Consider the following 23,040-nt stretch of genomic DNA (forward strand, 5'->3'; position numbering starts at 1 on the left):
GTCGTCGGAACGGTCTGTCGTCGGGACGGCGTCGCGACGATCTGTCGTCGGGACGGTCTACTGCGGGACGACCGCCTCCGAGAAGGACACCCGCAGCTCGCGCTTGAGGATCTTCCCGCTCGGGTTCTTGGGGAGGGTGTCCTGGAAGAACACCCGCTTCGGCACCTTGTAGCCGGCCAGCAGGCCGCGGCAGTGTGCGATGACGCCGGCCTCGCTCAGCTCGGCGCCGGCCCGCGGGACGACGACCGCGGTGACGGCCTCGATCCACTTGGGGTCGGGCGTCCCGAAGACCGCGACCTCGGCCACGCCGTCGAGCTGGTAGACGGCTTCCTCGACCTCCCGGCTGGCCACGTTCTCACCACCGGTCTTGATCATGTCCTTCTTGCGGTCCACCACCGTCAGATAGCCGTCCTCGTCGAAGACGCCCAGGTCGCCCGAGTGGAACCAGCCGCCGCGGAACGCCTCGCCGGTCTTCGCCTCGTCGCGGAAGTACCCGAGGGTGGCCTGCGGACTGCGGTGGACGATCTCGCCGACCTCGCCGGTCGCTACGTCGTTCCCGTCGTCGTCGACCAGCCGGGTCTCCACGTTCAGCGCGGGCCGCCCGGCCGAGCCGGCCCGGCTGATCTGGTCCTCCGGCTTCAGGATCGTCGCCAGTGGCGCCATCTCCGTCTGGCCGTAGAAGTTCCACAACCGCACGTCGGGAAGCCGGCGCTGCATCTCGCGGAGGACCTCCACGGGCATGGGGGAGGCGCCGTAGTAGCCCTTGCGCAGACTGGACAGATCGGTGGTGTCGAAGGCCGGGCTGCGCAGCAGCGAGATCCACACCGTGGGCGGGCAGAACAGCTTGGTCACCCGCTCGCGCTCGATCGTCGCCAGCACCGCCTCCGGATCGGGCCGGGACAGCACGATGCTGGTCGCTCCGACATAGACGTCCGGGCCGAGGAAGCAGTCGAGCTGGGCACAGTGGTAGAGCGGCATCGCATGGATCTCGACGTCGTCGGGCGACATCTCGCCGTCCACGATGCAGCTCACGTACTGCGATATCAGGCTCCGGCTGCTGAGGAGGGCTCCCTTGGGCCGGGACTCCGTGCCGCTGGTGTACATCAGACGCACCGGGGCGTCGTCGTCCACGACGACGGCGGGCGGGGCCGGATCGCCCGAATCGGCCCAGGAGGCAACCGTTTCCCAGCCCTCGGGCGCGCGGCCCCCGCCGAGCGGGATCAGGCCGCGGACCGCGAGATCCACCCCGCTGGAGACGATCGCCGCCTCGGCGACGGGATGCAGCACGTCCTCGACGACGAGGCCCCGGGCCCCACAGTGGCCGAGGATGAACGCGACCTCGTCGGCGTTGAGCATGAAGTTGACCGGCACCATGATCGCGCCGAGGCGTGCCAGCGCGTAGGTCAGGACGCAGTACTCCCAGCCGTTGTGCGAGAGCACCGCGACACGGTCGCCCGTCCCGATCCCCCGCTCGGCGAGGGCGTTCGCGGTGCGATTGGCGGCCCGGTCGAACTCGGCGAACGTGAATCGCCGATCGCCCGACACCAGGGCCGTCCTGTCGGGAACCCGCAAGGCGGTCCGCCGCAGGAGGTCGCCGATGGCGTGGGAGCGGGCCCCTCTGATCGTGTCGTCCGCTGACGACCGTGGCTCAGACATGGTTCGGCACCAGTTCGTGGTGGACCCAGCCGTGGTCGGGGGCGAGCCCCAGCAGCTCACGCCCGATACCCCGCAGGATCACGTCGGAGACGATGATGTGCTGGACGGAGGCGTTGGCGTCGCGGAAGCACCGCTGGATCGCCCCGGCGCGAAGGCCGACTCCTCCGGAGATGCGGTAGACCTGCTCGCAGACGTCCGCGACGGTGTGGGTGATGTGGTTGACGGCCAGCCGCATGGTGGTCTGCTGACGGTTCGACAGTTCCTCGCCGCGCTCGAAGGTGCGCTGCACGTCGACCCACGTGTTCCTGAGGTAGGCGGACGCGGCGCGGAACGAGCCCTCGGCCCTGGCCGCCCGCTGGACGAAGTCGTCACCGGCGGAGCGGTCACCGCGGTGCCGCGCATAGACGGCCAGCTCGTCGAGGACGCGGCGTCCGAGGCCGGCCGCCCACGCGGCATGGAGCAGGCACCCCATCCCCATGACGCCGAGGCTGTAGAGCGAACCGCCCCGGTCCGAGTGCCGGATCCGGGCCGGATGTGTCCATTCCGCGGGCACGAACCGCTCGCTGATGGAGTAGTCGATGCTCCCGGTGGCCGACAGGCCGAGGACGTCCCAGTTGTCGCCGAACGTCACGAACTCTCGCGGGACGACCGTCAGCAGCAGAGCCGGCCGTCCGGTCGCGTCGAGCTTCGGGCTGCCGTTCTCGAAGACGGTGGCACCCGAATACGCGTGGGTGGTGTGCTTGATCCCGGATCCGTAGCTCCACCGGCCGCTCAGCAGATAGCCGCCCTCGACCACCTCGGCACGCCCCACCGGTGAGCCCTGTCCGGCCATGACCGGCGAGCCACCGCCACCGAACAGCTCGGCCACGGCGCTGTCCCCGAGGTACGCGCCGGAGGTCGCGGTGGCCAGCACGATCGCGAGCAGCACCCAGCCCGCGGCCCCGTCGTGGTAGGAGGTCTCCTCGATGACGTCGTACATGTCGAGCGGCGGGCATTCGGCGCCGCCGAGGCTGCGCGGGACCCACAGATCGATGAGCCCGCCGTCGAGCAGCTCCTTCTCCACGACGTCGACGAGCCGTCGCTCGCGCATGCTCTCCTGCGTGTGTTCCTCCGCGAGCAGCCCCAGCTTCCGTGCCCGGCCGAGCAGGTCCGAGGCGCGGTCGTCGAGCGGTGCCGTCGCAGGTGGGTTGTCTGGCGTCAAGGCTGCTCCTCGCTCCATTGCGTGGCTGTCCGGTCAACATAGGACCGCCGGCCTCATGGCCTGCGTCTCGATCTGGGACAGTGGAGCTACGACGGCTCCTCAAGGTCGCCCGGGGCGGCTACGGTTCACCTCATGCTGGACGACGGCGACAGCGGGACGGAGGACGGATCCGTCCTCGTCCGGGCCAAGCTCGCCATTCCCCCGCTCCCGTCGGCCTTTGTCCCGCGCGCGCGACTCGTCGACCGCCTGCGCGACGTCCTGCGCGGCCACCGCGTGGTCGCCGTGTCGGCTACGGCGGGTGCGGGCAAGACGACCGCCGTCGCAGAGGCCGCCCGGACGCTCGACACGGAGGTCTGCTGGCTGACCCTCGACCGGACCGACTCGGCTCCGGGCAGACTGTTCGTCTACCTCACCGGGGCACTCGCGACCCGTCGTCCCGGCGTCAGGAAGGTCGCCCGGCGGGCCCTCGCCGCCGGGGCCGGCCATCGCGAGGCCGTCGCCGTCGCGGTCGAGGCGATCGGTGCCGCGCCGCTGGTCCTGGTCGTCGACGAGGTCGAGCAGCTGGGTACCTCGCCGGAAACCTGGGCCGTGCTCGACGCGGTCATCCGCTTCGGGCCCGAGCACATGAAGCTGATCCTGCTCAGCCGGTGCGCGCTGCCCGACTCGCTCGTCACCCTGCCGCCGGGTGCCGCGGTGGAGGCGCTGGGGGAGACCGAACTCGCCTTCACCGAGGCGGAGGCCGCCGAGGCGCTCGCCGTGCTGGGCAAGGGCGACATCGCGGCCGGCCCGGCCGTACAGGCCACCGGCGGGTGGGTCACGGGTGTGCTGTTCGAAGCGTGGCGTGCCGACGCCCATGTGGCCGGCGCGGGTGGGGAGGCCGACCCCCTGCACGGCTACCTGTCGACCCACATCCTCAACCGTCTGGAGCCCCGCGACCGGGAGTTCCTCGTCCGCACGTCGGTGCTCGACGAGGTCAGCGTGCAACGGGCGCGCGCGCTCGGGCTGGACGACGCCGGCGCCCGCCTCGCCGCCCTTCGCCGTGCCCATATCCCCGCCACGTGGAGCGGACAGGGGTCGCTGCGGTGCCACTCCCGCTTCCGCGAGTTCCTCACCGCCCTGCTCCAGGAACGGGACGGCGACGTCGTGCACGGCCTGTTCCGGGGCAAGGCCCGGGTGCTCGCCATGGAGGGCCGCCATGAGGAGGCGACGGAGGTGCTCCTGCGCTGCGGTCTGCTCCGGGAGGCCGGGCAGCACGCCGAGAAGGCCGTTCTGACGGTGATCGAACGGCTGGACCTCGACATCGTGGACCGATGGTCGGCGGCGCTGGGCGAGGAACCGACCGCGTCGAACATGACCACCGCGCGTCTCATGGCGGCCGTCGCCAGGGACGACTTCCACACCTGCGTCGCGATCGCGGACGACCTCGCCGAGGCGGGGGTACGCGCACTCCTGGCCGCCCGGTCCGGACGGGCCGCCGCCCTGATGGGATGGGCCTACCTGCTGGCCGGACGGATGGACGACGCGCACGAGGTCCTCTCCGCCGGCACCGGCCCCGATGTGCTGGCCGTCCGGTACGCGCTGCGGCTGTGGGCCGACGACGCGGGGGCGGACGCGGCCGACGTACCACCGCTCAGCGGGGGCCCGATGGACGCGATCGTCCTGATCGCGATGTACTTCTCGGGCCTTCTCCGCGAGGTCACCCCGTCGGGGACCTCGCCCTGGATCCGTGAGGTCGCCGGGTGGCACGAGGCCGCCGCGCTGCGCGCCACGGGGCGGATCGAGGACGCGGTCCGGATGTACGAGGCGAACCGGACGAGAATGCCCGAGCGCCACGGCCTCACCCAGGCCCTCCTCGGCTCGGAGATACTGCTGGACGCGGGCCGGCTGGAGGAGGCCGCGGAGCTGTTGCGAGGCGGGCTCGCCCGTGCGCGGAGCGCGGGTGCTCCCGCCTATGAGGTCGGCCTGCGACTGGTCGAGATCCGCCTCGCCATCCGGCGCGGTGACCTGACCGGGGCGCGCGTGCTCCTCGAACAGCAGCGTGACAATCCACTCGCCATGTCCACCGTCTACTACCGGGAGATCCTCGACGCCGTCGACGCCTTCCTGCGCCTGCACGGCGGGACCGAGGCCGGTGTCGCGACCGCCGACACGTCGGCCCTGCACCTTCTGAGGAAGTCGGTGGACAGCATGCGAAAGGGCGGTCGGTTCCTGATCCTGCCGGCCGCGGCGGTCTGTCTCGCCGAGGCCGAGTGGCGGGCAGGCGACGAGGACGGCGCCGACCGAGCGGTACAGATCGCGCTGGAGGCGTCCGCACGCCAAGGGTCCAATCACAGCATGCTCCGGGCGCTGGCCGACTTCCCGGCAGTGCTGTCACGCCGTATCGACGGCGAACCGGAGGCGGACTCGATCTGGCACGCCCTCGGCCGGGCACTGATCGCGCAGGACGGCACGGTGACACTGCGCACCGGCCCGCAGGCCGTGCACCTCGTGGAGTTCGGGGGCAGACCCGTTCTCACCGCCTTCGGCCGTGAACTCCGTCCCGGCATCAGCAAGAGCGTCGAACTCGTCGCCTATCTCATCGCGCGAGGCGGTGTCGCCGGGCGGACGCAGGCACTGGAGGACCTGTTCGCAGGTCGTCGTGACGACTCCGCCCAGGCGTATCTCCGACAGGCGATCCGCAAACTGCGTGACGTGCTGCCCGAACCCGACGCGATCCTCTTCGAGGACGGCACCGTGCGCCTGCGCAAGAGCGCGAGGATCACCAGCGACTCCAGCCGGTTCGAGGCCAGGATCGCCGAGGCCGCGCGGCTACGGGACGAGGATCGCCTGGACGCCCTCGTGACCGCGCTCGGGGTTTATGACCGCGGGCCGTACCTGGAGGGCCTCACCTCCCTCTGGATCGACGCACAGCGAGACCGGCTCGGCGAGATCGCCACGACCGCGCGGCTGGATGCGGCTGCCCTGGCACTCGATCTCGGCCGGTTCCAGGACGCGCAGGTGTACGTCGACCTGGCCCTGGAGTCCGACCCCTACCGCGAAGGTGGCTGGCGGCTCGCCATGTCCGTCGCGAATGCACGAGGCGACGACGACGCCGTCCTCGGGCGCTTCCGGCGATGCGAGCAGGCCCTGGCCCGCATCGGCCTCACCCCGGCACCGGCGACCCGCAAGCTCTTGCATCAGCTCCGCCGCTGACCCCGGCTCGGAGGGTCCGCCGACGTCCGGTGCGTATCGGCGCGCGCCCCAAAGGGGCACGGGGCTGTGTCGATGTACGGCTGCCGCCGCGCGGGCGCGACCAGCCACGAGCGGCCCGCACATGACCGACGGTCGATGTGGCACTTCCCGCGGTGCGCTCAGCTACCGCCCTCCGTCCCGTGCGAGGCCCGGTGCCGGCTCGCACGGAACCGGCTCGCACGGAACAGGCAGGGCGTGCCCCGGACGCTGCCACGTGGCCTGACCGGGCGGCGTCGTGTCAGTGGGTGGGCGAGCCGAGCAGGATCTCGTCGTCGAGGTTGATCCGGTAGGCGCGCAGTTTGCGATACAGGGTGGCGCGGCCGATGCCCAACGACTGGGCGGCCCGCAGCTTGTTGCCCGCGCTCTCCTGCAGCGCGCGGATGATCGTGAGCCGCTCGACCTGCTCCATCCGCCCCAGGCCGCGCCCCGGATTCAGATAGGCGCTGGGCAGGTCGAGGAGGGACAGCTCCGCACCGTGGAACTGGTGCACGACGCCGCGGACGAGTCCCGCGAGTTCGGACGCGTTGCCCGGCCAGTCGTGACGCACGAGCGCCCGCAGCAGTGCAGGGGCGACGGTGACGTCCGGCGCGATCTCGCGGACGAGGTGCGGCACCAGATCCAGGACGTCTTCCGGACGCTCCCGGATCGGAGGGACGCGCAACTCGACGCCGCTCTCGGCCGGCCGCAGATCTTCGTCCGCCATCTGCCGCTCGGTGCGCGTCAGCAGCAGGCACAACCGGCCGGCGTCGGCCGCCCGAGCAGCCAACGCCTCGTGCTCCCAGCCCTGCAACATCTCCGCGTGCCGGACGATGACGACACTGCCCCCGCCGCTCAACTCGGCCCTCACCTGCGCGACCACCCCGGCGTTCGAGGCCTGCTCGGCGGCAGCCGCGTCGAGCGACACCACGGCGGCACCCGGCCGCGCCCGCTCCGCGATGAGCCGGGCGAGGAGGAACTTGCCGGTCCCGGGCTCGCCGGTCACCACGACCATCGGGGTGTCGACGGTGATCCGCTCGGCACGGGAACGGACGTGTGCACACGCTCGGCTCCGGCCGACGAAGGCCTCCGCCAGCGGCGACTCGCCGGTCGGCTCCGCTCGTCGGTCGGTACGGCGACGCTCGGCGCCGACCGCGGTGACCCGGACGACGACACCATCGCCCGATCCGACGCCCTCGGCCCGCCGCGCGACGGCCTGCAGGCGACGGCCGTCGGCCAGCGAGAGGGTCACCGTGCCCCATCCGTCGTCACGCACCACCTTCTCGGCCTGCTGATGGAGGACGGCGCGATCGTCGGTGTCGATGAGCTGGGCCGACGGATTGGCCAGTTCGACGTGGCTGCCGAAGGCCAGCACCGGGACCCCGTCGGATCGGGCCTCGCGGAGGTAGCCGGCCAGCAGACGGTGCTCGTCTCCGGAGTCGCGCAGCTCCAGCGCCCGCTCCACCGCCGACGCGGCCAGTCCCGCCGTACCGGCCAGCATCCGGGGATCGAGGTCTGCCAGGGCCACCATGCCGAAGACGCCTTGAGTACGCCGGGTGAGCGGATGGGTGATCGGCGCGGCACCGCCCACCAGGTCCTGGTGGGCTTGGAGGAAGCACTCCCCTTTCGCGACCGCGGCGGGAGCACCGCTCATCAGGGACAGACCGAGAGGGGTCGTGCCGATGTGTTCCTCCGCCCACGAGGCACCCGGGAGGAGCCCGAGCCGGCCGAGGCGGTGGCGCAGCAACACGTCCGAGGTCGTCACCTGGAGCACCTGTCCGGCGGCGCTCGCCAGCACGACGGCGACGGCGGCGCCGTCGTGCAGCGTCGCCAACTGCTCGACCACCGGCCGCGCACACTCGACGAGACGGTTCGGGTTCGCATGGCCCGCGTTGGTCACCCGGGGAACCAGGTCGGACCGGCGGATTCCGCAGAGGGCGGACCGGCGCCAGGACTCGGCGATGTCCGCCGCGCCAGGCAGCTGTGATCGAATCGGTTCGGTCGCGCCGACGGCCGACGACATCCAGTTGGGTTCGGTCGACATGGTGAGCTCCCATCATCGCGAGTCGACGGGAGACTGGCAGGCGGCCGTGAATAAGCCCGAAAACGTGCGGTTCAGGCGCCTTCGACGGCTGCCTTCCACGATCGCTTTCGACGGCCGTTTTCGACGGCCGCCCCTGATGGTGCGGCTGTAGAATTCGGTGTCCGGCACGAGCACCGTGCATCGCCCGGAATCCGGCGTCCCTGAGCAGGACGGGTAGTCGTAAGGACACAGAGCGCGTGAGCCAGCTTCCGAACAAGGCGACCGCTGCTGCCCCGGCCAGGACGGGCCGTCCGCCCGTCAGCTCACGCAGCGCCCTGGAGCGGCTTGGTTTCGAGCTCTTCGCCCGGCAGGGTTTCGACCGCACCACCGTCGACGACATCGCCGCCGCCGCGGGCATCGGCCGCCGCACCTTCTTCCGCTACTTCGCGTCCAAGAACGACCTTGTCTGGGGCGACTTCGGCGAACACCTGATCGGGTTCGAGGAGTTGTTGGCCTCGGCTGATCCCAAGACCTCGATGATGGACGCCCTCCGCAGCGCCGTCGTCGAGTTCAACCGGTTCGACCCCGACGAGGTGCCCTGGCACCGGCAGCGCATGGAGCTGATTCTGCGCGTGCCCACCCTGCAGGCGGATTCGACGCTGCGCTATGCGTCGTGGCGGGCGGTCGTCACGAAGTTCGCGGCGGCGCGCACGGGGTTGCCGCCCACCGACATGCTGCCTCGCCATGTCGGCCATGCCGTCCTCGCGACCTGTGTCGTCGCCTACGAGCACTGGCTGACCGAGGAGGGGGCGGACCTGAGCCGCCTCCTGGACAAGGCGATGAGGCAACTCACGGCCGGCTTCGGCCGGTTCTGACGGCCGCCCGGCCGCCGCGGACGACGCGGGGGTGAAGGGCCTTGCTGGAGCGGCCCTTGAGCGCGGAGAACCAGACGCCGGCGCCGTACGCCAGGTCGTCGAGGCGGCGGGCGACGCCGTAGCGGACCGGGTCCAGGCCCGCACTGTCCTTGCGGTATTCAAGAGCGATGTCCGTCAGCGCGGCGACCGCCGCGGCCCTGCGGACCCTGCCCGACACCGTGCAGCCGAGCGCCGTGAGGGGCCACCAGTGCCTGGTCACCAGGGCGGAGGTCTGGCTCAGGGCGCCGACGGCTCCACTGGCCGTGAGGGACAGCGCCAGCCGGTACGGGTGCCTGGTTCCTTCGAGCTTACGGGCGATCCGTACCGTGGCGATCCCGTACACCGCCCCGGCGGCAGGCAGCGACCAACGCCGCTGGGCGAGAAGCGCCACGATCAGTGCCGTGCTCCACGGCGCGAACACCGCGGGGGCGATGAACTGAGGGTGGCGCCGGGCGAGCGGTTCGGCCCCGGTTCCGTACTCCGCCTTGCGCAGGAACCAGTCGCCGAGCCGCACGCGGTGTTCGTGGGCGACCTCGACCCGCGGCTCGTAGCGCAACCGCCAGCCGTTCTCGAACAGCCGCCAGCACAGGTCGACGTCCTCACCGACGCGGAGCCTGTCGTCGAAGCCGTCCCCCAGCGCGTCCACGCGCGCCACGACGCAGGCCGTGCTCGCCCAGGAGACGGGTGTGCCGGGCCGCACCTCGGCCGGTGCCCGGCCCAGGTCGAGCGACGAGCGGGCCTCTTCGTAGCGCCCGATCCAGTTCGGGGACGCGGCGGTCGACAGGCCCGCGATGCGGGGTACGGCCATGGCGACCCGCGGGTCGGCGAAGTGCCTGAGCAGCATGGGCGCCGTGTCCGGGCTCAGGACGACGTCGGAGTCGGCGAACACGACGTAGGGCGTGGTGACGAGCCGGAGTCCCGCGTTGCGCGCCCCGGCGGGGCCCAGGTTGGCGGGCAGGGAGACCAGCCGGGCGCCGTGCCCGGCCGCGACGCCGGCCACCGCCTCGGGGCGGCGTGACGCGTCGTCGACGACGATCACCGGGGCGTCCGTCCCGAGGGCCGCGAGCAGCCGGTCCAGCTGACGCGGCCGGTCGCGCACCGGCACGACGACCGTGTACCGGCGGTCCGGGCAGGGCGGGAGCGCCGTGACATCCGGGTTCGCCATACCGGAATCGAGCAGCCGTTCCGCCAGGATCGCGCTCGCGGTGTCCTTGACGCGTACGGTCCTGCCGGTCAGCAACGGCCGGGCGCGGGGCGCCAGCCGGAGCAGGCGGGTCGGGAACCCGCCGAGGAGGGCCCGCCCGTCGTCGAGGACCCGGGTGTGCCGGTCCAGGGTGACGACGAAGCCGTGGGGGAGTGGCATCAGCGCACACCCTTGCCCTCTGGTTGATCCCCGCCCTCGTCGACGGGGTCGACGAGGCGGCCGCGGCTGTCGGCGACGCCCGCGGCGATGCGCCCGACGGCGAGCGACACCATCAGCTCCATCGCTCTGCGTCCTTCCTCCGCCGAGGCCCCCGTCGGGTCGCCGAGCACTCCGGTGGGGGAGACCGCCCGGACTCCGTGGGCGACGAGGTCCGGCATGAGAGCGGATACCGGCCGGGTGTCCCCGGCGACGGCCGCGTCCATGCGCACGTCCCGCGGGGCCAGGTGCAGCATCACGGAGGTTTCCGTACGGCCGGCGTGCGCGTCGCCTCCCGGAACGCCGCAGCCGGTCCAGGCGACGTCGTGGCCCTCGGCACGCAACCGTGCGACGGCGGTGTCGAGGGTCACCGTGTTGCCGCCGTGACCGTTGACGAAGACGACCCGCCCCGCCCACAGCGACAGCGACCGCACCGACTCCACGATCACCGAGCACAGCGCCTCGTGCCCGATCGAGACGGTGCCCGGGAAACCGGCGTGTTCACCGCTGGCTCCGTACACCATCGTCGGTGCCACCAGCGGCGGGCCTTCCGGCACCGCGGACAGGGCGTCCGCCGCCCGCTCCGCGACCGCCCGCGCGATCACGCTGTCGGTGTCCAGGGGCAGATGCGGGCCGTGCTGCTCCGTCGACCCGATCGGCACCAGGACCAGGGGGCCGGGCGGAACGGCCGTCCAGACGGTGCGGGCGAGGTCACGGGTGGCCGGCCGCATCACGTGGTCGTGAGACATCGTCAGGCCGCGCCGGCGCCCAGTGTTCTGGCGAAGCCCGGCGGGACGACCAGGTCGTCGGGCGAGAGGTCGTGGACGGAGGCCCGGCCCAGGCCCAGCACGGCGGAGTCGAGGCCGCCGCGCATGATGTCCAGGACGTTCTCCACTCCGGCCTGCCCGTTCGCCGCCAGCCCCCAGAGGTAGGCCCGTCCGATCATGACGGCTCGCGCGCCGAGGGCGAGTGCCTTCGCCACGTCGCCGCCGCGGCGGATGCCGCCGTCGAGCACTACGTCGACTTCGTCACCGACCGCCGCGACGACCGAGGGGAGCATCCGGATGCTGGCGGGTGTGGTGTCCAGGTTGTTGCCGCCGTGGTTGGACACCGACAGGGCGGTCACTCCCGCGTCGACGGCCCGCTTGGCGTCGTCCACCCGGCTCACGCCCTTGAGCAGGAACGGACCGCCCCACTCCTCGCGCAGCCACTTGACGTCCTCCCAGGTCGGCGGCCGGGTCTGCATCCATTCGCCGTAGGCACCGAAGAACGTGGGGGCCGGGCCGCCGGCGGCCGGCCCCATGTTGGGGGTCGTGAGGTCCGGGACGCGGCCCGACCTGGCGAACTTCCACAGCCACCGGGGACGGGTCACGACGTCGGGAGCGAACCGCACCATGGTCTTCAGGTCGATCTTGTCCGGGATGGGGGGACTGCCCCAGTCACGGCCGTGGGAGAAGGACCAGTCGAGCGTGACGATCAGCCCCTTCACGCCGGCGGCCCTGGCCCGGTCCATGCGCTGGACCATGGTCTCTCGGGTGCCGCTCCAGTACAGCTGGAAGAGCGTGTCGGGATTGGCTGCCGCGACCTCTTCCACCGGCTTGCTGGCGAAGGAGCTCAGGCCCATGATGACGCCCCGACTGGCCGCCGCACGGGCCACCGCCAGTTCTCCGTCCGGGTGTACCGCCTGGACGCCGGTCGGGGAGACGAGGACGGGCAGTGCCGTCGGCAGGCCCATCACGGTCGTCGACAGGTCACGCTCGGCGTGGTGCCCGACCAGGCGGGGAGCGAAGCCCAGTTCGGCGAACGCGGCGAGGTTGTCGTCGATGGTGCTGCCGCGCTCCGAGCCGGCGACGAGCGCGTCGTAGACCGTGCTCGGAAGGTGCTTGCGGGCTCGGCGCTGCGCTTCGGCGACCGTCTCGAACCAGGGGTTTCTCCGCATATGCCATGTCATTTCTGGTCGCCGGTCCCTGTGAGGCGGAACCCGGTCAGCGGACCCTCCGCGCACGCGCTCACCGGCGGCCGGTCGAGGTCCTCCCGGCGGCGTACGAGCGTCAGGTCCACGGGCCTGGAACGCCGGGCCGGGGAGGTGCGGTGGGAGTGGTCCACCGAGGGCTTGGGCAGGCGTGTCCCGTCCTGGGGACGCCGGGCCAGCAGTTCCTCGCCGTGGCCCCGCACGCACTCGGGGTCGGGGCCGTCCAGCGGCAGCCCGGTGAAGAACTTCGCGGCCATGCACCCCCCTTTGCAGGTGTCGTAGAAGGCACAGGAAGCGCAGGCTCCGCCGTTCTGCGGGGCGCGAAGACGCTGGAAGAGCTCCGAGTCGCGCCACACCTCGGCGAAACCGCCGGGCGTGCGTACGTTCCCCGCCAGGAAGTCCTCGTGGATGGCGAACGGGCAGGCGTACACGTCTCCGACCGGGTCGATGAGGCACACCACGCGTCCGGCGCCGCACAGATTGAGGCCCGGCAGGGCCTGCCCGTACGCGGAGAGGTGGAAGAAGGAGTCGCCGGTCAGCACGGTGTCGCCGTGCGCCACCAGCCAGTCGTACAGCTGACGTTGCTGCGCGGGCAGCGGGTGCAGCTCGTCCCACACGTCGGCGCCGCGCCCGGCGGGGCGCAGCCGCGTCAGGCGCAGCTGGGCGCCGTAGCGGTCGGCGAGTGCCTTGAACTCGTCCATCTGCGGGATGTTGTGCCGGGTGCACACCACGGACAGCTTGAAGTTCCTCATTCCCGCGTCGGCGAGGTTCTCCATGGCCCTGATCGCCGTGGCGTACGAACCGGCGCCGCGCACCGCGTCGTTGACCTCGGCGGTCGCGCCGTCGAGTGAGATCTGGACGTCCACGTAGTCGTTGCGGGCCAGCCGCCGGGCGACGGCGGGGGTGATCCGGATGCCGTTGGTGGAGAACTTCACCCCGACGTGATGGCCGGTGGCGTAGTCGATCAGCTCGAAGAAGTCGGGGCGGACCGTGGGCTCGCCGCCGCCGATGTTGACGTAGAAGACCTGCATGGCCTCCAGTTCGTCGATGACGGCCTTCGCTTCGGCGGTGCTCAGCTCGCGCGGATCGCGCCGGCCGGAGCTGGACAGGCAGTGGTCGCAGGAGAGGTTGCAGGCGTAGGTCAGTTCCCAGGTCAGGCAGATCGGGGCGGCGAGGCCGTACTCGAACAGGTCGACCAGCCGTGAGGTGCCGTGCCGGGCCACGGGGGCTTCGGGCGCCGTTGTCATGAGGTCCTTCCCACCAGCATCGACGACTGGACGAGAGCGGCCAGGGCCCGTCCGTAGCGCGGAAGTTCGGCCTCCGTGATGCCCGAGGCCAGACACGCGGCCCGGGCCGTGGGCGTGTCCGCGAGCGACTGGACGGCCGTCAGCAGTCTGCGGTCCTTCAGGAACGACAGCTTGCGCGTGCCGAAGTGGTAGAGCAGCGCGCCGAACGGTTCCGGTCGCACCGAGACCTGCGGGTGCAGGTCCCAGGCGCGGTCGAGGTCCATCGTGGTCATCGCGGGCTGCTCAGTAGACGCCGCACATGCCGTCGATCGACACCTCTTCTATGAGGTCGTCGGCTTCGATCAGGGCCTCGGGAGTCTGCGGCTCCTCGGGGGGCGCCGCGACGGTTTGGGTGGGGCGGATCTCGTCCATGGGTCCTCCTCGAATCGTCCGGCCAAGGGCGGTCTTGGACCGGTTGCCGTACGGCGGGATTTCCCGGAGAGTAATGGCACCAAGTGTCAAAAGTGAAGGGGTCGGTCGCGGTGGCTTTTCCGCAGGGCGGGCTGACCCGGCACGCAGCCGACCCGGGCCGGGGCCGGTGAAGCGACCGGACGTCATCGTCGTAGGGGCCGGAGCGAGCGGTGCCGCGCTCGCGGCACGCCTCAGCGAGGACGACGGGCGTCGCGTGCTGCTGCTGGAGGCAGGGAGGGTGCCCCGCCGCAGATCCGCGTTCGGCCCCGATCTGCTGGACGCCCGCCTGGTGCCCGGCGCGCAGCCCGGCCACGCCGCCGTCCAGCCCTATGCGGTACGCCTCACCCCGGGCCGTCCGTACACGGTGCCCCGGGGACGCTTCCTCGGAGGTTCGACGACCGTCAACGGCGGCTACTTCATCCGGGCCCGGCTCGACGACTTCGACCGGTGGGCGGTCTCGGGCGGCGCCGCGTGGTCGTACCCCCGCGTGCTCCCGTTCTTGCGCCGTCTGGAGAACGATCTCGACTACGGCGCCGACGACCTGCACGGAGACCAAGGCCCGGTGCCGGTCCGGCGCACGGACCTGCGGCACCCCGCCGCCGCGGCGTTCCGGGCCGCCGCACTCGAACTGGGCTTTCCGGAGGAACCCGACAAGAACGCCCAGCGCGCGCCCGGGTTCGGCCCCGTGCCGGCCAACGCCGTGGACGGGGTGCGTGTCAACACCGGTATCGGCTATCTGCTGGGCGCTCTCGCACGCCCCAACCTCACCGTGGAGGGCAACTGCCAGGTCCGCGGGGTCGTCGTCGAGCGCGGTCGTGCGACCGGCGTGGTGGTCGAGCGCGACGGGCGGCACATCACCGTCGAAGCCGGGGAGGTCGTCCTGTGCGCCGGAGCCTTCGCCTCGCCCCACCTGCTGCACCTGTCGGGCATCGGACCGCGCGCCGATCTCGAACGGCTCGGCATTCCCGTCGTCGCGGACCTTCCGGCCGTCGGCGCCCGCCTGAGCGACCACCCGCAGGTGGTGGTCGAGTGGACGCCGCGCCTGCCTCTGGACGTGCCCGCGGGCTCGTGGCTCGGCGCCGCCCTGCACCTGCCGTCGTCGGACGGCACCCATCCCGGCGACCTGGAGGTCCTTCAGTCGCTCGTTCCGGTGACAGGCCTGGCCGGCGGGGCCCCGGTCGTTCCCGGGGCGCCCCTCGCCTTCCTCGTGTCCGTCCAGTCACCGCGGAGCGGCGGCGGGTTGCGCACCCGGTCCGCCGATCCGGCCGTTCCACCCGACATCCACTACGGCTATCTCCGGACGCCCGACGACAGGCGCCGGCTGCGGGAGGCCGTACGGCACACCGTGGCTCTGATCGGCACCCGCGCCTTCGGCGAGGTCTCCCTCGGACTGCTGGAGCCGGGCCCGGAAGTGCTGGGCGACGACCACGCGCTCGACGCCTGGACAGCCGCTCGTCTCGGTACCTCCCAGCACTCCTGCGGCACGGTGCCCATGGGACCCGCCGGCGATCCCCGCAGCGCGGTGGACCGCTACGGAAGGCTGCACGGCCTGACCGGACTGCGGGTGGCCGACACCTCGATCCTGCCCACGGCGCCCCTGCGCGGTCCGGCGGCGACCGCCGTCCTCATCGGCGAGCTCGTGGCACACGCCATGCGCCACGAGCTGCCGTGAACCGGGCCTGACACACGGCCCGCGGAGCGCTCAGCGCGCTTGGCCAGGACCCGTCTGCCCGTGACCCGCTCCCGGACGGACCGGCCGTCGCTGTCCCGGCGGGGTGATGAATCCGACGCCGTACTCACCAGGCATGGGCGTGTGCCACGACACGGGAACCGTGCCCGCGGCGGTGGCGAGGCGGTCTTCGAGGTCCTTGGCGAGATGTTCCCGCCCGGTCGCGCGCAGGTGCTCCGCGTATTTGACCGGGTTGTTGTACATCGCCGGCCCGTCCTGGAGCGTGGTGAGCATCGGATCGGGCTGGGCGCCGGGGCGGCCGGCGTAGAAGTTCCACCATTCCGCCAGCATGCTGCGCAGGCGGTCGACGAGTTCCGGGTTGCTCGGCAGGAGGTCGGTGGTCTGGTGCGGGTCCTCGGTGACGTTGAACACCTGCTCCCACTCCGCCTTGAACGCGCCGGGGTGGTACGTGCGGGTGTACAGGTGGTCGCGGGTGCGGACCGAGCGCTGGTAGGTGTGCGCGCCGTGCCCCAGCACCAGGTACTCACGGGAGGCGTGCTCGCCGCCGCGGACGGCGTCGGCGAACGACTCGCCCTGCCAGCCGGCCGGGGTGGGTATGTCGAGCAGGTCGCAGAGCGTCGGCGCCAGGTCGATGTTGTAGAGCAGCGCGTCGCTGCGGCGCTGGTCGTCGTCGAGGTCCTCGGTCACGCCGGGCCAGTAGAACACCAGCGGCAGCCGGTGGACTTCCTCGCTGGCCAGGCCGTGCTCACCGTAGGATCCGTGCTCGCCGAAGGACTCACCGTGGTCGGCACTGACGATGATCGCGGTCTCCTCGGCGATGCCCAGTTCCTCAAGCAGCTTCAGCAGCTTGCCGAAGTGGTGGTCCCAGTACATGATCGCGCCGTCGAATCCGTTGATCATGTGCTCGAAGTCGGCGCGGTCATGGATGGCCTCCGGCATGTTGTGCGGTACCGGGGACGACCGGGGGCCGAACGCGTAGTGCAGGTCGAGCGCCGTGCGCGGTCCGTAGATCTCGCCGTGCGCATCGATCGCCTCCTGGTCGGGCCAGGCGGGCGCCGGACCGGACTCGGCGGCCTTCTCGGTCCACTCGACCGGCTGCGTGTAGTTGGTGTGCGGATCCCAGTAGGTCAGGTGGAGGTACCAGTCCTCGTCCTGGCCGTGCCGGCGCAGCCAGTCGAAGGCCACCTCGTTGATCTCTTCCGCGGTCTCGTCACCGAGACGGTCGGTCGCGCGCACCGACTCACGGAAGTTGCCGAGGAAGAAGTAGGCACGATGGCGCTCGGCGAACATCGACACCGCGGCCATGTAGTGCCCGTGTTGCTGCAGATGCTGACCCAGCAGGGGCCGTTCGCCCGGGGCGCCGTGCCCGGTGTCCAGCCGGAACCGGGCGGCTTCGCCGTAGTGACCGATCACGCCGTTGGTGATGCCGAACTGACCGCTGGTCAGCGCGGTGCGCGACGGGAGGCAGGGCGAGTCGGAGGCGTAGTAGTGCTCGAAGACGACGCTGCGCTCGGCCAGTCGGTCCAGGTTGGGGGTCGTCGGCCTGGCGTAGCCGTAGGGGCCGGTGTGGTCGGCACGGAGCGTGTCGACGTCGACGTAGATGATCCGCATCATTTCTCCAGGCGGGCGAGGGCGAGTTCGAGCCAGGCGATGTAGGCGGCCGTCGAGGCGTAGCCGCGCTCGTGGGCCAGGGTCTGCACGTCCGCACACCAGTCCGGGTCGAGCTCCGGGATCGGGTCGGTGGCGGGGTCGGGTCTCATGTCGGGGTCGGTCTTCTGTTTGAGCCGGTACTCCAGCTCGGTGCGCAGGACACCGATGGCGATGTCCTTGCCGAACTGGCCACCGAGGACGAACCGGATCGTGAAGTCCGGGTCCATCGGCCGGGGCGACGGTGTGAACGGTGAACGCGCCCAGGCGAGGACGGCCTGCCGTCCGGTCTCGGTGAGCCGGTACACCTTCGCGTCCGGACCGGCGGGGCGGTCCTCGACGTGGTGTTGCAGACAGCCTTGCCGCTGCAGTTTGGCCAGCGTGCGGTAGATGGGCGACAACGACGCTCGGTAGCCCAGGAAGACGCCGTGCTTGTCGAGCCAGGCTCGCAGGTCGTAGCCGGAGGCGGGTCGGCGTGCCAGGACACCGAGGACGATCGCCTCGGTGCTGGTGAGAGGGATCGTGGTATCTATGTGCATGAGGATATAGTGAGGCAGTGCAAAGTCAAGGTGATGGAACGCCCAGCTGCTGCATGCCTCCCAGCTCGGACCGGGCAGCTCCGGAAATGCCTGAGGTCCGCGCCGTCGGCCTGGACTATAGCCACGTGGGAGTACCCGCGGGGAGCTTTCAGATGGGGGATCCGTTCGGTGAGGGCTACCCGGGCGATGGCGAGCTGCATCTGCACGAGGTCGACCTCGACGCCTTCGCGATCTCACCGACGACGGTGACCAATGAGCGGTTCGCCCGGTTCGTCGTCGACACCGGCTACCGCACGACGGCCGAGGTCGAAGGCTCCTCCGCGGTGTTCCACACCGCGCTGTGTCCGGACGCCGCCGACGCCGTCGCCGGACGGGTCCGGTCGGCGCCGTGGTGGCTCGATGTGCGGGGCGCGGACTGGGCGCATCCGACCGGTCCGGGCTCGACCTGGCAGGACGTGCCGGACCACCCGGTGGTGCACGTCTCCTGGGACGACGCCATGGCGTTCTGCCACTGGGAGGGCAGCCGGCTGCCGACCGAGGCGGAGTGGGAGTACGCGGCCCGCGGCGGTCTGCACGCCAAGCGGTATCCGTGGGGCGACGAGCTGGAGCCGGACGGAACCCCGCGCCTGAACATCTTCCGCGGCCGGTTCCCGGTGGAGAACACCGCGACGGACGGCTACTCCACCACCGCACCGGTCGACGCGTTCGAACCGAACGGCTTCGGGCTGTTCAACATGACCGGCAACGTCTGGGAGTGGTGCCTCGACTGGTTCGACCCACGGGCCTACCCGCGCTCCCCGCGCCGGAATCCGGCCGGTCCCCCGCACGGAAGTGAGAAGGTCACCCGAGGCGGCTCCTACCTCTGCCACGTCTCCTACTGCTTCCGCTACCGGGTGGCCGCCCGCTCCAGGAACACTCCCGACTCCTCGACCGGCAACTGCGGGTTTCGTACCGTCCTCGTCGACGGCTGAGCGAGCAGCGGTGCCATAGCGGCTGAGCGCTCCGCCGGAAGGGCCGTGGTGTGCCGTCTTCGCCCCACCCGCTCAGCGCGCCGGCAGCGTGCGAGCGGACGCGTAACCCCCGTCGACGACGGCGGACGCGGTGTCGAACACCATGACCGACCGTGACGAGGCGTACGGCGGCCACCCCGGATCATCACCGTGGATGAACCGCACGAAGGCGCGATGCACGAGATCGGCCAACTGCTGCGGGACCGCGGGCCCGGCCACCCGGACGACCTCCGGATCGTCGAGCAGGCCGAAGACGAAGGGGACGTCCAGGCAGTGCTCGGCCAGGCCGCTGACCGCCGAGCGCCAGGCGAAGTCGTAGACCCACGTGGCCGCGCCCGGGTTCCTCAGGTCGACCAGGTCGACGACTCGCCGCCGGATGACCATGTCGCTGAGCCACTGCCCGGCGACCTCGGCGGGGTGGCGCCCGGGCAGAGAGCCGGCGAACCGACGGGCGACCGCCGGTGGCACGCCGAGCCTGTCCAGCAGCCGCACCGCGTCACAGCCGTCGAACAGGTGGCGAAAGCGGTGCGCGAGTGCGCTGAACTCATCGCGGGTCGCTCCGATGAGGAGCGGAATGTCGCTCCCTGCCCCGGCGCGCACCCCCTCGGCGACGGACCACCGGAGCAGGGAGCCGTCGACCACCGGACCCATGAGGCGCCCGCCCGCCATCCCGCGCATCACCTCGATGAGCTGATCCGCCGTGGGCTGCTTCAGCGGGCGGAATCCGCCGCCCTGAGCGGCGATCAGGGCGGTCTCGGGGACCGACGAGAAGCCGGAGCGGCTCGCCGGAACACCGAGACGCGCGGCCACCTCGTGCGAGGTCTGCTGAGCATCGGCCAGGTGGAGGTCGCTGGGAGCTCCGGAGAGGGAGATCGCCCGGGAGAACAGGCCGCGTGCCCGCTCCGTCGTCAGCAGGGTCAGCACCGAACCACCGCCTGCCGACTGCCCGGCGAGGGTGACGCGTCGGGGATCGCCGCCGAACTGGGCGATGTTGTCCCGTACCCACCGCAGCGCCAGCAGCCAGTCGAGGACGCCGCGGTTGACCGGCGCGTCCGGCAACCAGCCGAAGCCCTCGAACCCGAGCCGGTAGGCGACGGTCACGACCACGACGCCGTCCCGGTTGAAGCTCGCGCCGTCGTACCACGGGCTGGCCGGCGACCCGGCGACGTATCCGCCGCCGTGGAGATAGAACAGGACCGGTCGCAGCTCACCGTCCGCCGACGGACACGGGGTGAAGACGTTGAGGTTGAGGATGTCCTCGCCCGGGATGCTGGGCTCGGGGATGGTCGTGATCGCGGCCAGGGGCCTGCGCTGCGGGGTGGGGCCGTAGCTGACGGCGTCTCGGACACCGCTCCAGGCGCCACGCGGTTGCGGCTCCAGGAACCGGCGTTCCCCGAAGGGCGGTTCGGCGAAGGGGATACCGAGGAACGCCGCGGAGTCCCCGCGCCACAAGCCGCGGACGGGTCCGGCGGTGGTGTCGACGACCGTGTGCTCTCCGGCCCGGGACGCAGCAGTCATCGGGTCAATCCCTACAGATCGACGGTCAGCACCGACTGCAGGTACCGGCGCATCTCTGCTGCCATGTCGACCGAGTCACGATCGAACAGCCATTGCAGTTCCAGCCCGTCCATCAACGCCACCAGCGACCGCGCGGCGCTCACACAGTCGATACCGGGCTTGACCTGTCCGTTCACGGCCGCGTGTTCGAACGCCCGGCGCGTCGCCTCGATCACCTGTGCATAGCGGCGGATGAAGTAGTCATGTGCCGGATGGTCCGGTGACGTGGCCTCGGCCGACAGCGTGGCGTAGAGCTCGACGAGTTCGGGGGTCGTCTCGTTGTATTTTGCGACGTCCAACGTGGCGCGCAGCATCTCCACACCTTTCGGCGGCGGATCGCCCATCCGCTTCCGTGTCTCGGCGTCACGCCAGGTCAGGACTGCTTCGAGCAGGCGGGTCTTGTTCGGGTAGTGATGCAGCACCCCGGCCTGGCTCAGCCCGACCCGGTCGGCGACATCACGGAGCGATCCCTTGTGGAAGCCGGAGCCGGAGAACACCTCGACCGCTGCCTGGAGGATCTCCTGGCGCCGGGCGCCGCTCTTGGCGTACTCACCCCGGGCTTTGCGGGTCGTCGACGTCATGGTGAGGAATATAGCCCAGATGGCGGACGAAAACCTAGTGACTGGTCGGATCTTTGTCCTGTCGACGGCTTGGCGGGTCGGTGCCGGCGAGTGCGGTGAACTGGGTTCAGTCACTCCGATTCCTGCAGCATGCTGGGTGTTCTCATCGGCCGACTCGGCGCGGAAACGCCACTGATACTCCATTGCAACCGTGCGACGGTCATGTGAAGGGGCCCATAAAGTTGAAAAAGACCCCTAGCGCTCGGTCGGTTTTGAGTCTAGCGTCCGCTACCACAGCCCGCCCTGAGCGGGTGGCGCCGAACGAAAAGGATCACTCGTGGTTCCGATCAGAACGGCCGTGCTCGCGGCGTCGACGCTCGCTCTCGCGCTGGCGATGACCTCCTGCAGCAGCGGCACCGAAAGCTCAAGCGGCGGCCAGAACTCCAACGGCACACTCACCCTGGGCTCCGTAGTACTGCCTTCGTCCTATGCGGCAGACGCCGCGGTGTGGGGCAACCAGTCGGTCTACGAGCAGGCTGTCTACGACACCCTGGTGCGCGAGACCCCAGACCTCAAGATCGAGCCGTCGCTGGCGACCAGTTGGTCGTACAACGCGGACAAGACGGTGCTCACCATGAAGCTGCGCACCGACGTCAAGTTCTCGGACGGGACGGCGTTCAACGCCGATGCGGCGGCCCAGAACCTGACCAGGTTCAAGAACGGCACCTCATCGCTCAGGAACTATCTGAGCCAGATGACCAAGGCTGAGGCGGTCGACGCCGCCACGCTGCGGATCACCCTGAGCGAGCCCAACCCGGCGCTGCTGCAGTACCTGTCCCAGGCGGCGGGCCTGCAGCAGAGCCCGAAGAGCTTCGACGCACCGGACGAGGCGACGAACCCGGTGGGTTCCGGCCCGTACATCCTGGACACGTCGAAGACGGTGGTCGGTTCGAAGTACGTGTACAAGAAGAACCCGGACTACTGGGCGCCGCAGGACCAGCACTACAACGACCTGGTGATCAACGTCTACCAGACGACTCCCACCCAGGTGAACGCGGTGCGCGGCGGGCAGGTCAACGGACTCGCGCTGATCGACAACTCCGCCGTCGACCAGCTGAAGTCGGCCGGCTACGACATCGAGAACTGGGAGCTCAACGTCGTGGGCCTGCTCCTGCTGGACCGGGACGGGAAGCTCACTCCCGCGATGAAGGACGTCCGCGTGCGGCAGGCGATCAACTACGCGATCGACCGCGACGCGATGCTGAAGGGGGCGGGCCAGGGGATGGGCACCACCACCACCCAGTTCTTCAAGCCCAGCGACACCGCCTCCTACGACAAGTCGCTGGACAGCAAGTACCCCTACGACCCCGACAAGGCCAAGCAACTGCTGCAGGAAGCCGGCTACGGCAACGGATTCTCCGTCACGATGCCCCAGCTGGCGACCGGCAGCACGGCCCAGTACGACCTGGTCAAGCAGTACCTCGGCGATGTCGGCATCAACGTCAAGTTCGTCAACGAGCCGGCCAACAACTTCCTCGCCGACGTCTCCGGCGCCAAGTTCTCCGCCGTCTCCGCCCTTCCGCTCCAGGCGGATCCGACGGCCTGGCAGGTGGCGAACTTCAAGCTGCTGCCCGATGCGACGTGGAACCCGTTCCACACGGCCGACCCCGAGGTGGAGTCGCTGGCCAAGACCATCCAGACCGGCTCGTCCACCGAGGCCGCGGCGGCCAGCAAGGAACTCAACCGGTACATCGTCGACCAGGCGTGGTTCGCCCCCTGGTACCGGCCCCTGCAGAGCTTCGTGGTGGACAGCAACACCAAGGTGACGCCGCAGCAGGACAACGCCTACCCATACCTGTGGAACATCGAGCCGAAGTCCTGAAGCCTCCCGGCTGCTTCCCGGCTGCTTCCCAGCTGCCTTCCAGCTGCCTTCCAGCGTGACGACGACCCCCCATTCCCCGGCGCGGC

At 70.8% G+C, this 23,040-nt stretch carries 18 protein-coding genes; 5 read left to right on the forward strand and 13 right to left on the reverse strand.

Annotated features, from left to right (window positions below):
• Positions 1–57: 57 nt before the first annotated feature.
• Positions 58–1,656 (reverse strand): acyl-CoA synthetase, encoded by a 1,599-nt coding sequence (locus tag GFH49_RS04480; protein WP_155054431.1) that lies wholly within the window; start codon positions 1,654–1,656, stop codon positions 58–60.
• Positions 1,649–2,857 carry an acyl-CoA dehydrogenase family protein gene (locus GFH49_RS04485; RefSeq protein ID WP_196217851.1) on the reverse strand — a complete coding sequence of 403 codons (1,209 nt, stop codon included), beginning with the start codon at positions 2,855–2,857 and terminating at the stop codon, positions 1,649–1,651. The genes GFH49_RS04480 and GFH49_RS04485 overlap by 8 nt, the downstream gene beginning before the upstream one ends.
• A gap of 132 nt (positions 2,858–2,989) precedes the next feature.
• Here GFH49_RS04485 and GFH49_RS04490 point away from each other — a divergent pair, with 132 nt between their 5' ends.
• Positions 2,990–6,049 carry an AfsR/SARP family transcriptional regulator gene (locus GFH49_RS04490; protein WP_155054433.1) on the forward strand — a complete coding sequence of 1,020 codons (3,060 nt, stop codon included), beginning with the start codon at positions 2,990–2,992 and terminating at the stop codon, positions 6,047–6,049.
• A 277-nt stretch (positions 6,050–6,326) separates the two neighbouring features.
• On the opposite strand, the gene GFH49_RS04495 is transcribed toward GFH49_RS04490, so the two are convergent.
• The gene (locus tag GFH49_RS04495) at positions 6,327–8,108 is read right to left on the reverse strand and encodes a helix-turn-helix domain-containing protein (RefSeq protein WP_155054434.1); all 1,782 of its coding nucleotides are present in this window, start codon (positions 8,106–8,108) and stop codon (positions 6,327–6,329) included.
• Positions 8,109–8,344: 236 nt separating this feature from the next.
• Here GFH49_RS04495 and mftR point away from each other — a divergent pair, with 236 nt between their 5' ends.
• A complete protein-coding gene (mftR, locus tag GFH49_RS04500) occupies positions 8,345–8,962 on the forward strand; it encodes a mycofactocin system transcriptional regulator MftR (protein ID WP_155054435.1) in 618 nt (205 codons plus the stop codon).
• On the opposite strand, the gene mftF is transcribed toward mftR, so the two are convergent.
• The 6 genes from mftF to mftA are packed head-to-tail and all read right to left on the reverse strand — an operon-like array spanning position 8,937 to position 14,030.
• Positions 8,937–10,364, reverse strand: a complete 1,428-nt coding sequence (gene mftF / locus GFH49_RS04505; protein WP_155054436.1) for a mycofactocin biosynthesis glycosyltransferase MftF — start codon at positions 10,362–10,364, stop codon at positions 8,937–8,939. The genes mftR and mftF overlap by 26 nt on opposite strands.
• A complete protein-coding gene (mftE, locus tag GFH49_RS04510) occupies positions 10,364–11,131 on the reverse strand; it encodes a mycofactocin biosynthesis peptidyl-dipeptidase MftE (RefSeq protein ID WP_155054598.1) in 768 nt (255 codons plus the stop codon). Before mftE ends, mftF begins: the two co-directional genes overlap by 1 nt.
• Before the next feature lie 20 nt (positions 11,132–11,151).
• Entirely contained in the window at positions 11,152–12,339 is a 1,188-nt protein-coding gene (gene mftD / locus GFH49_RS04515; protein ID WP_155054437.1) for a pre-mycofactocin synthase MftD, read from the reverse strand.
• Between the two features lie 8 nt (positions 12,340–12,347).
• Complete coding sequence (mftC, locus tag GFH49_RS04520; protein ID WP_155054438.1) at positions 12,348–13,619, reverse strand: mycofactocin radical SAM maturase; 1,272 nt, start codon at positions 13,617–13,619, stop codon at positions 12,348–12,350.
• The gene (gene mftB, locus GFH49_RS04525; RefSeq protein WP_230396158.1) at positions 13,616–13,891 is read right to left on the reverse strand and encodes a mycofactocin biosynthesis chaperone MftB; all 276 of its coding nucleotides are present in this window, start codon (positions 13,889–13,891) and stop codon (positions 13,616–13,618) included. The genes mftC and mftB overlap by 4 nt, the downstream gene beginning before the upstream one ends.
• Positions 13,892–13,901: 10 nt before the next feature.
• The gene (gene mftA, locus GFH49_RS04530) at positions 13,902–14,030 is read right to left on the reverse strand and encodes a mycofactocin precursor MftA (RefSeq protein WP_155054439.1); all 129 of its coding nucleotides are present in this window, start codon (positions 14,028–14,030) and stop codon (positions 13,902–13,904) included.
• 166 nt (positions 14,031–14,196) lie between these two features.
• Here mftA and mftG point away from each other — a divergent pair, with 166 nt between their 5' ends.
• Entirely contained in the window at positions 14,197–15,741 is a 1,545-nt protein-coding gene (mftG, locus tag GFH49_RS04535) for a mycofactocin dehydrogenase MftG (protein WP_230396159.1), read from the forward strand.
• Positions 15,742–15,771: 30 nt separating this feature from the next.
• Here mftG and GFH49_RS04540 read toward each other — a convergent pair whose 3' ends face one another.
• Positions 15,772–17,373, reverse strand: a complete 1,602-nt coding sequence (locus GFH49_RS04540; protein WP_230396160.1) for a sulfatase family protein — start codon at positions 17,371–17,373, stop codon at positions 15,772–15,774.
• Complete coding sequence (locus tag GFH49_RS04545; RefSeq protein ID WP_155054441.1) at positions 17,370–17,945, reverse strand: PadR family transcriptional regulator; 576 nt, start codon at positions 17,943–17,945, stop codon at positions 17,370–17,372. The genes GFH49_RS04540 and GFH49_RS04545 overlap by 4 nt, the downstream gene beginning before the upstream one ends.
• Positions 17,946–18,031: 86 nt before the next feature.
• On the opposite strand from GFH49_RS04545, the gene GFH49_RS04550 reads away from it, so the two are divergent.
• Positions 18,032–18,916 (forward strand): formylglycine-generating enzyme family protein, encoded by an 885-nt coding sequence (locus GFH49_RS04550; RefSeq protein ID WP_230396161.1) that lies wholly within the window; start codon positions 18,032–18,034, stop codon positions 18,914–18,916.
• A 72-nt stretch (positions 18,917–18,988) separates the two neighbouring features.
• On the opposite strand, the gene GFH49_RS04555 is transcribed toward GFH49_RS04550, so the two are convergent.
• Together GFH49_RS04555 and GFH49_RS04560 are read right to left on the reverse strand one after the other, a co-directional pair.
• Complete coding sequence (locus tag GFH49_RS04555; protein ID WP_155054443.1) at positions 18,989–20,473, reverse strand: carboxylesterase/lipase family protein; 1,485 nt, start codon at positions 20,471–20,473, stop codon at positions 18,989–18,991.
• Between the two features lie 11 nt (positions 20,474–20,484).
• Positions 20,485–21,093, reverse strand: a complete 609-nt coding sequence (locus GFH49_RS04560) for a TetR/AcrR family transcriptional regulator (protein WP_230396162.1) — start codon at positions 21,091–21,093, stop codon at positions 20,485–20,487.
• Between the two features lie 316 nt (positions 21,094–21,409).
• Between GFH49_RS04560 and GFH49_RS04565 the strand changes: the two genes are divergently transcribed.
• Positions 21,410–22,954, forward strand: a complete 1,545-nt coding sequence (locus GFH49_RS04565; protein WP_230396163.1) for an ABC transporter substrate-binding protein — start codon at positions 21,410–21,412, stop codon at positions 22,952–22,954.
• Positions 22,955–23,040: the final 86 nt, after the last annotated feature.

The sequence above is a fragment of the Streptomyces blattellae genome (assembly GCF_009709555.1).
GTDB lineage: Bacteria > Actinomycetota > Actinomycetes > Streptomycetales > Streptomycetaceae > Streptomyces > Streptomyces blattellae.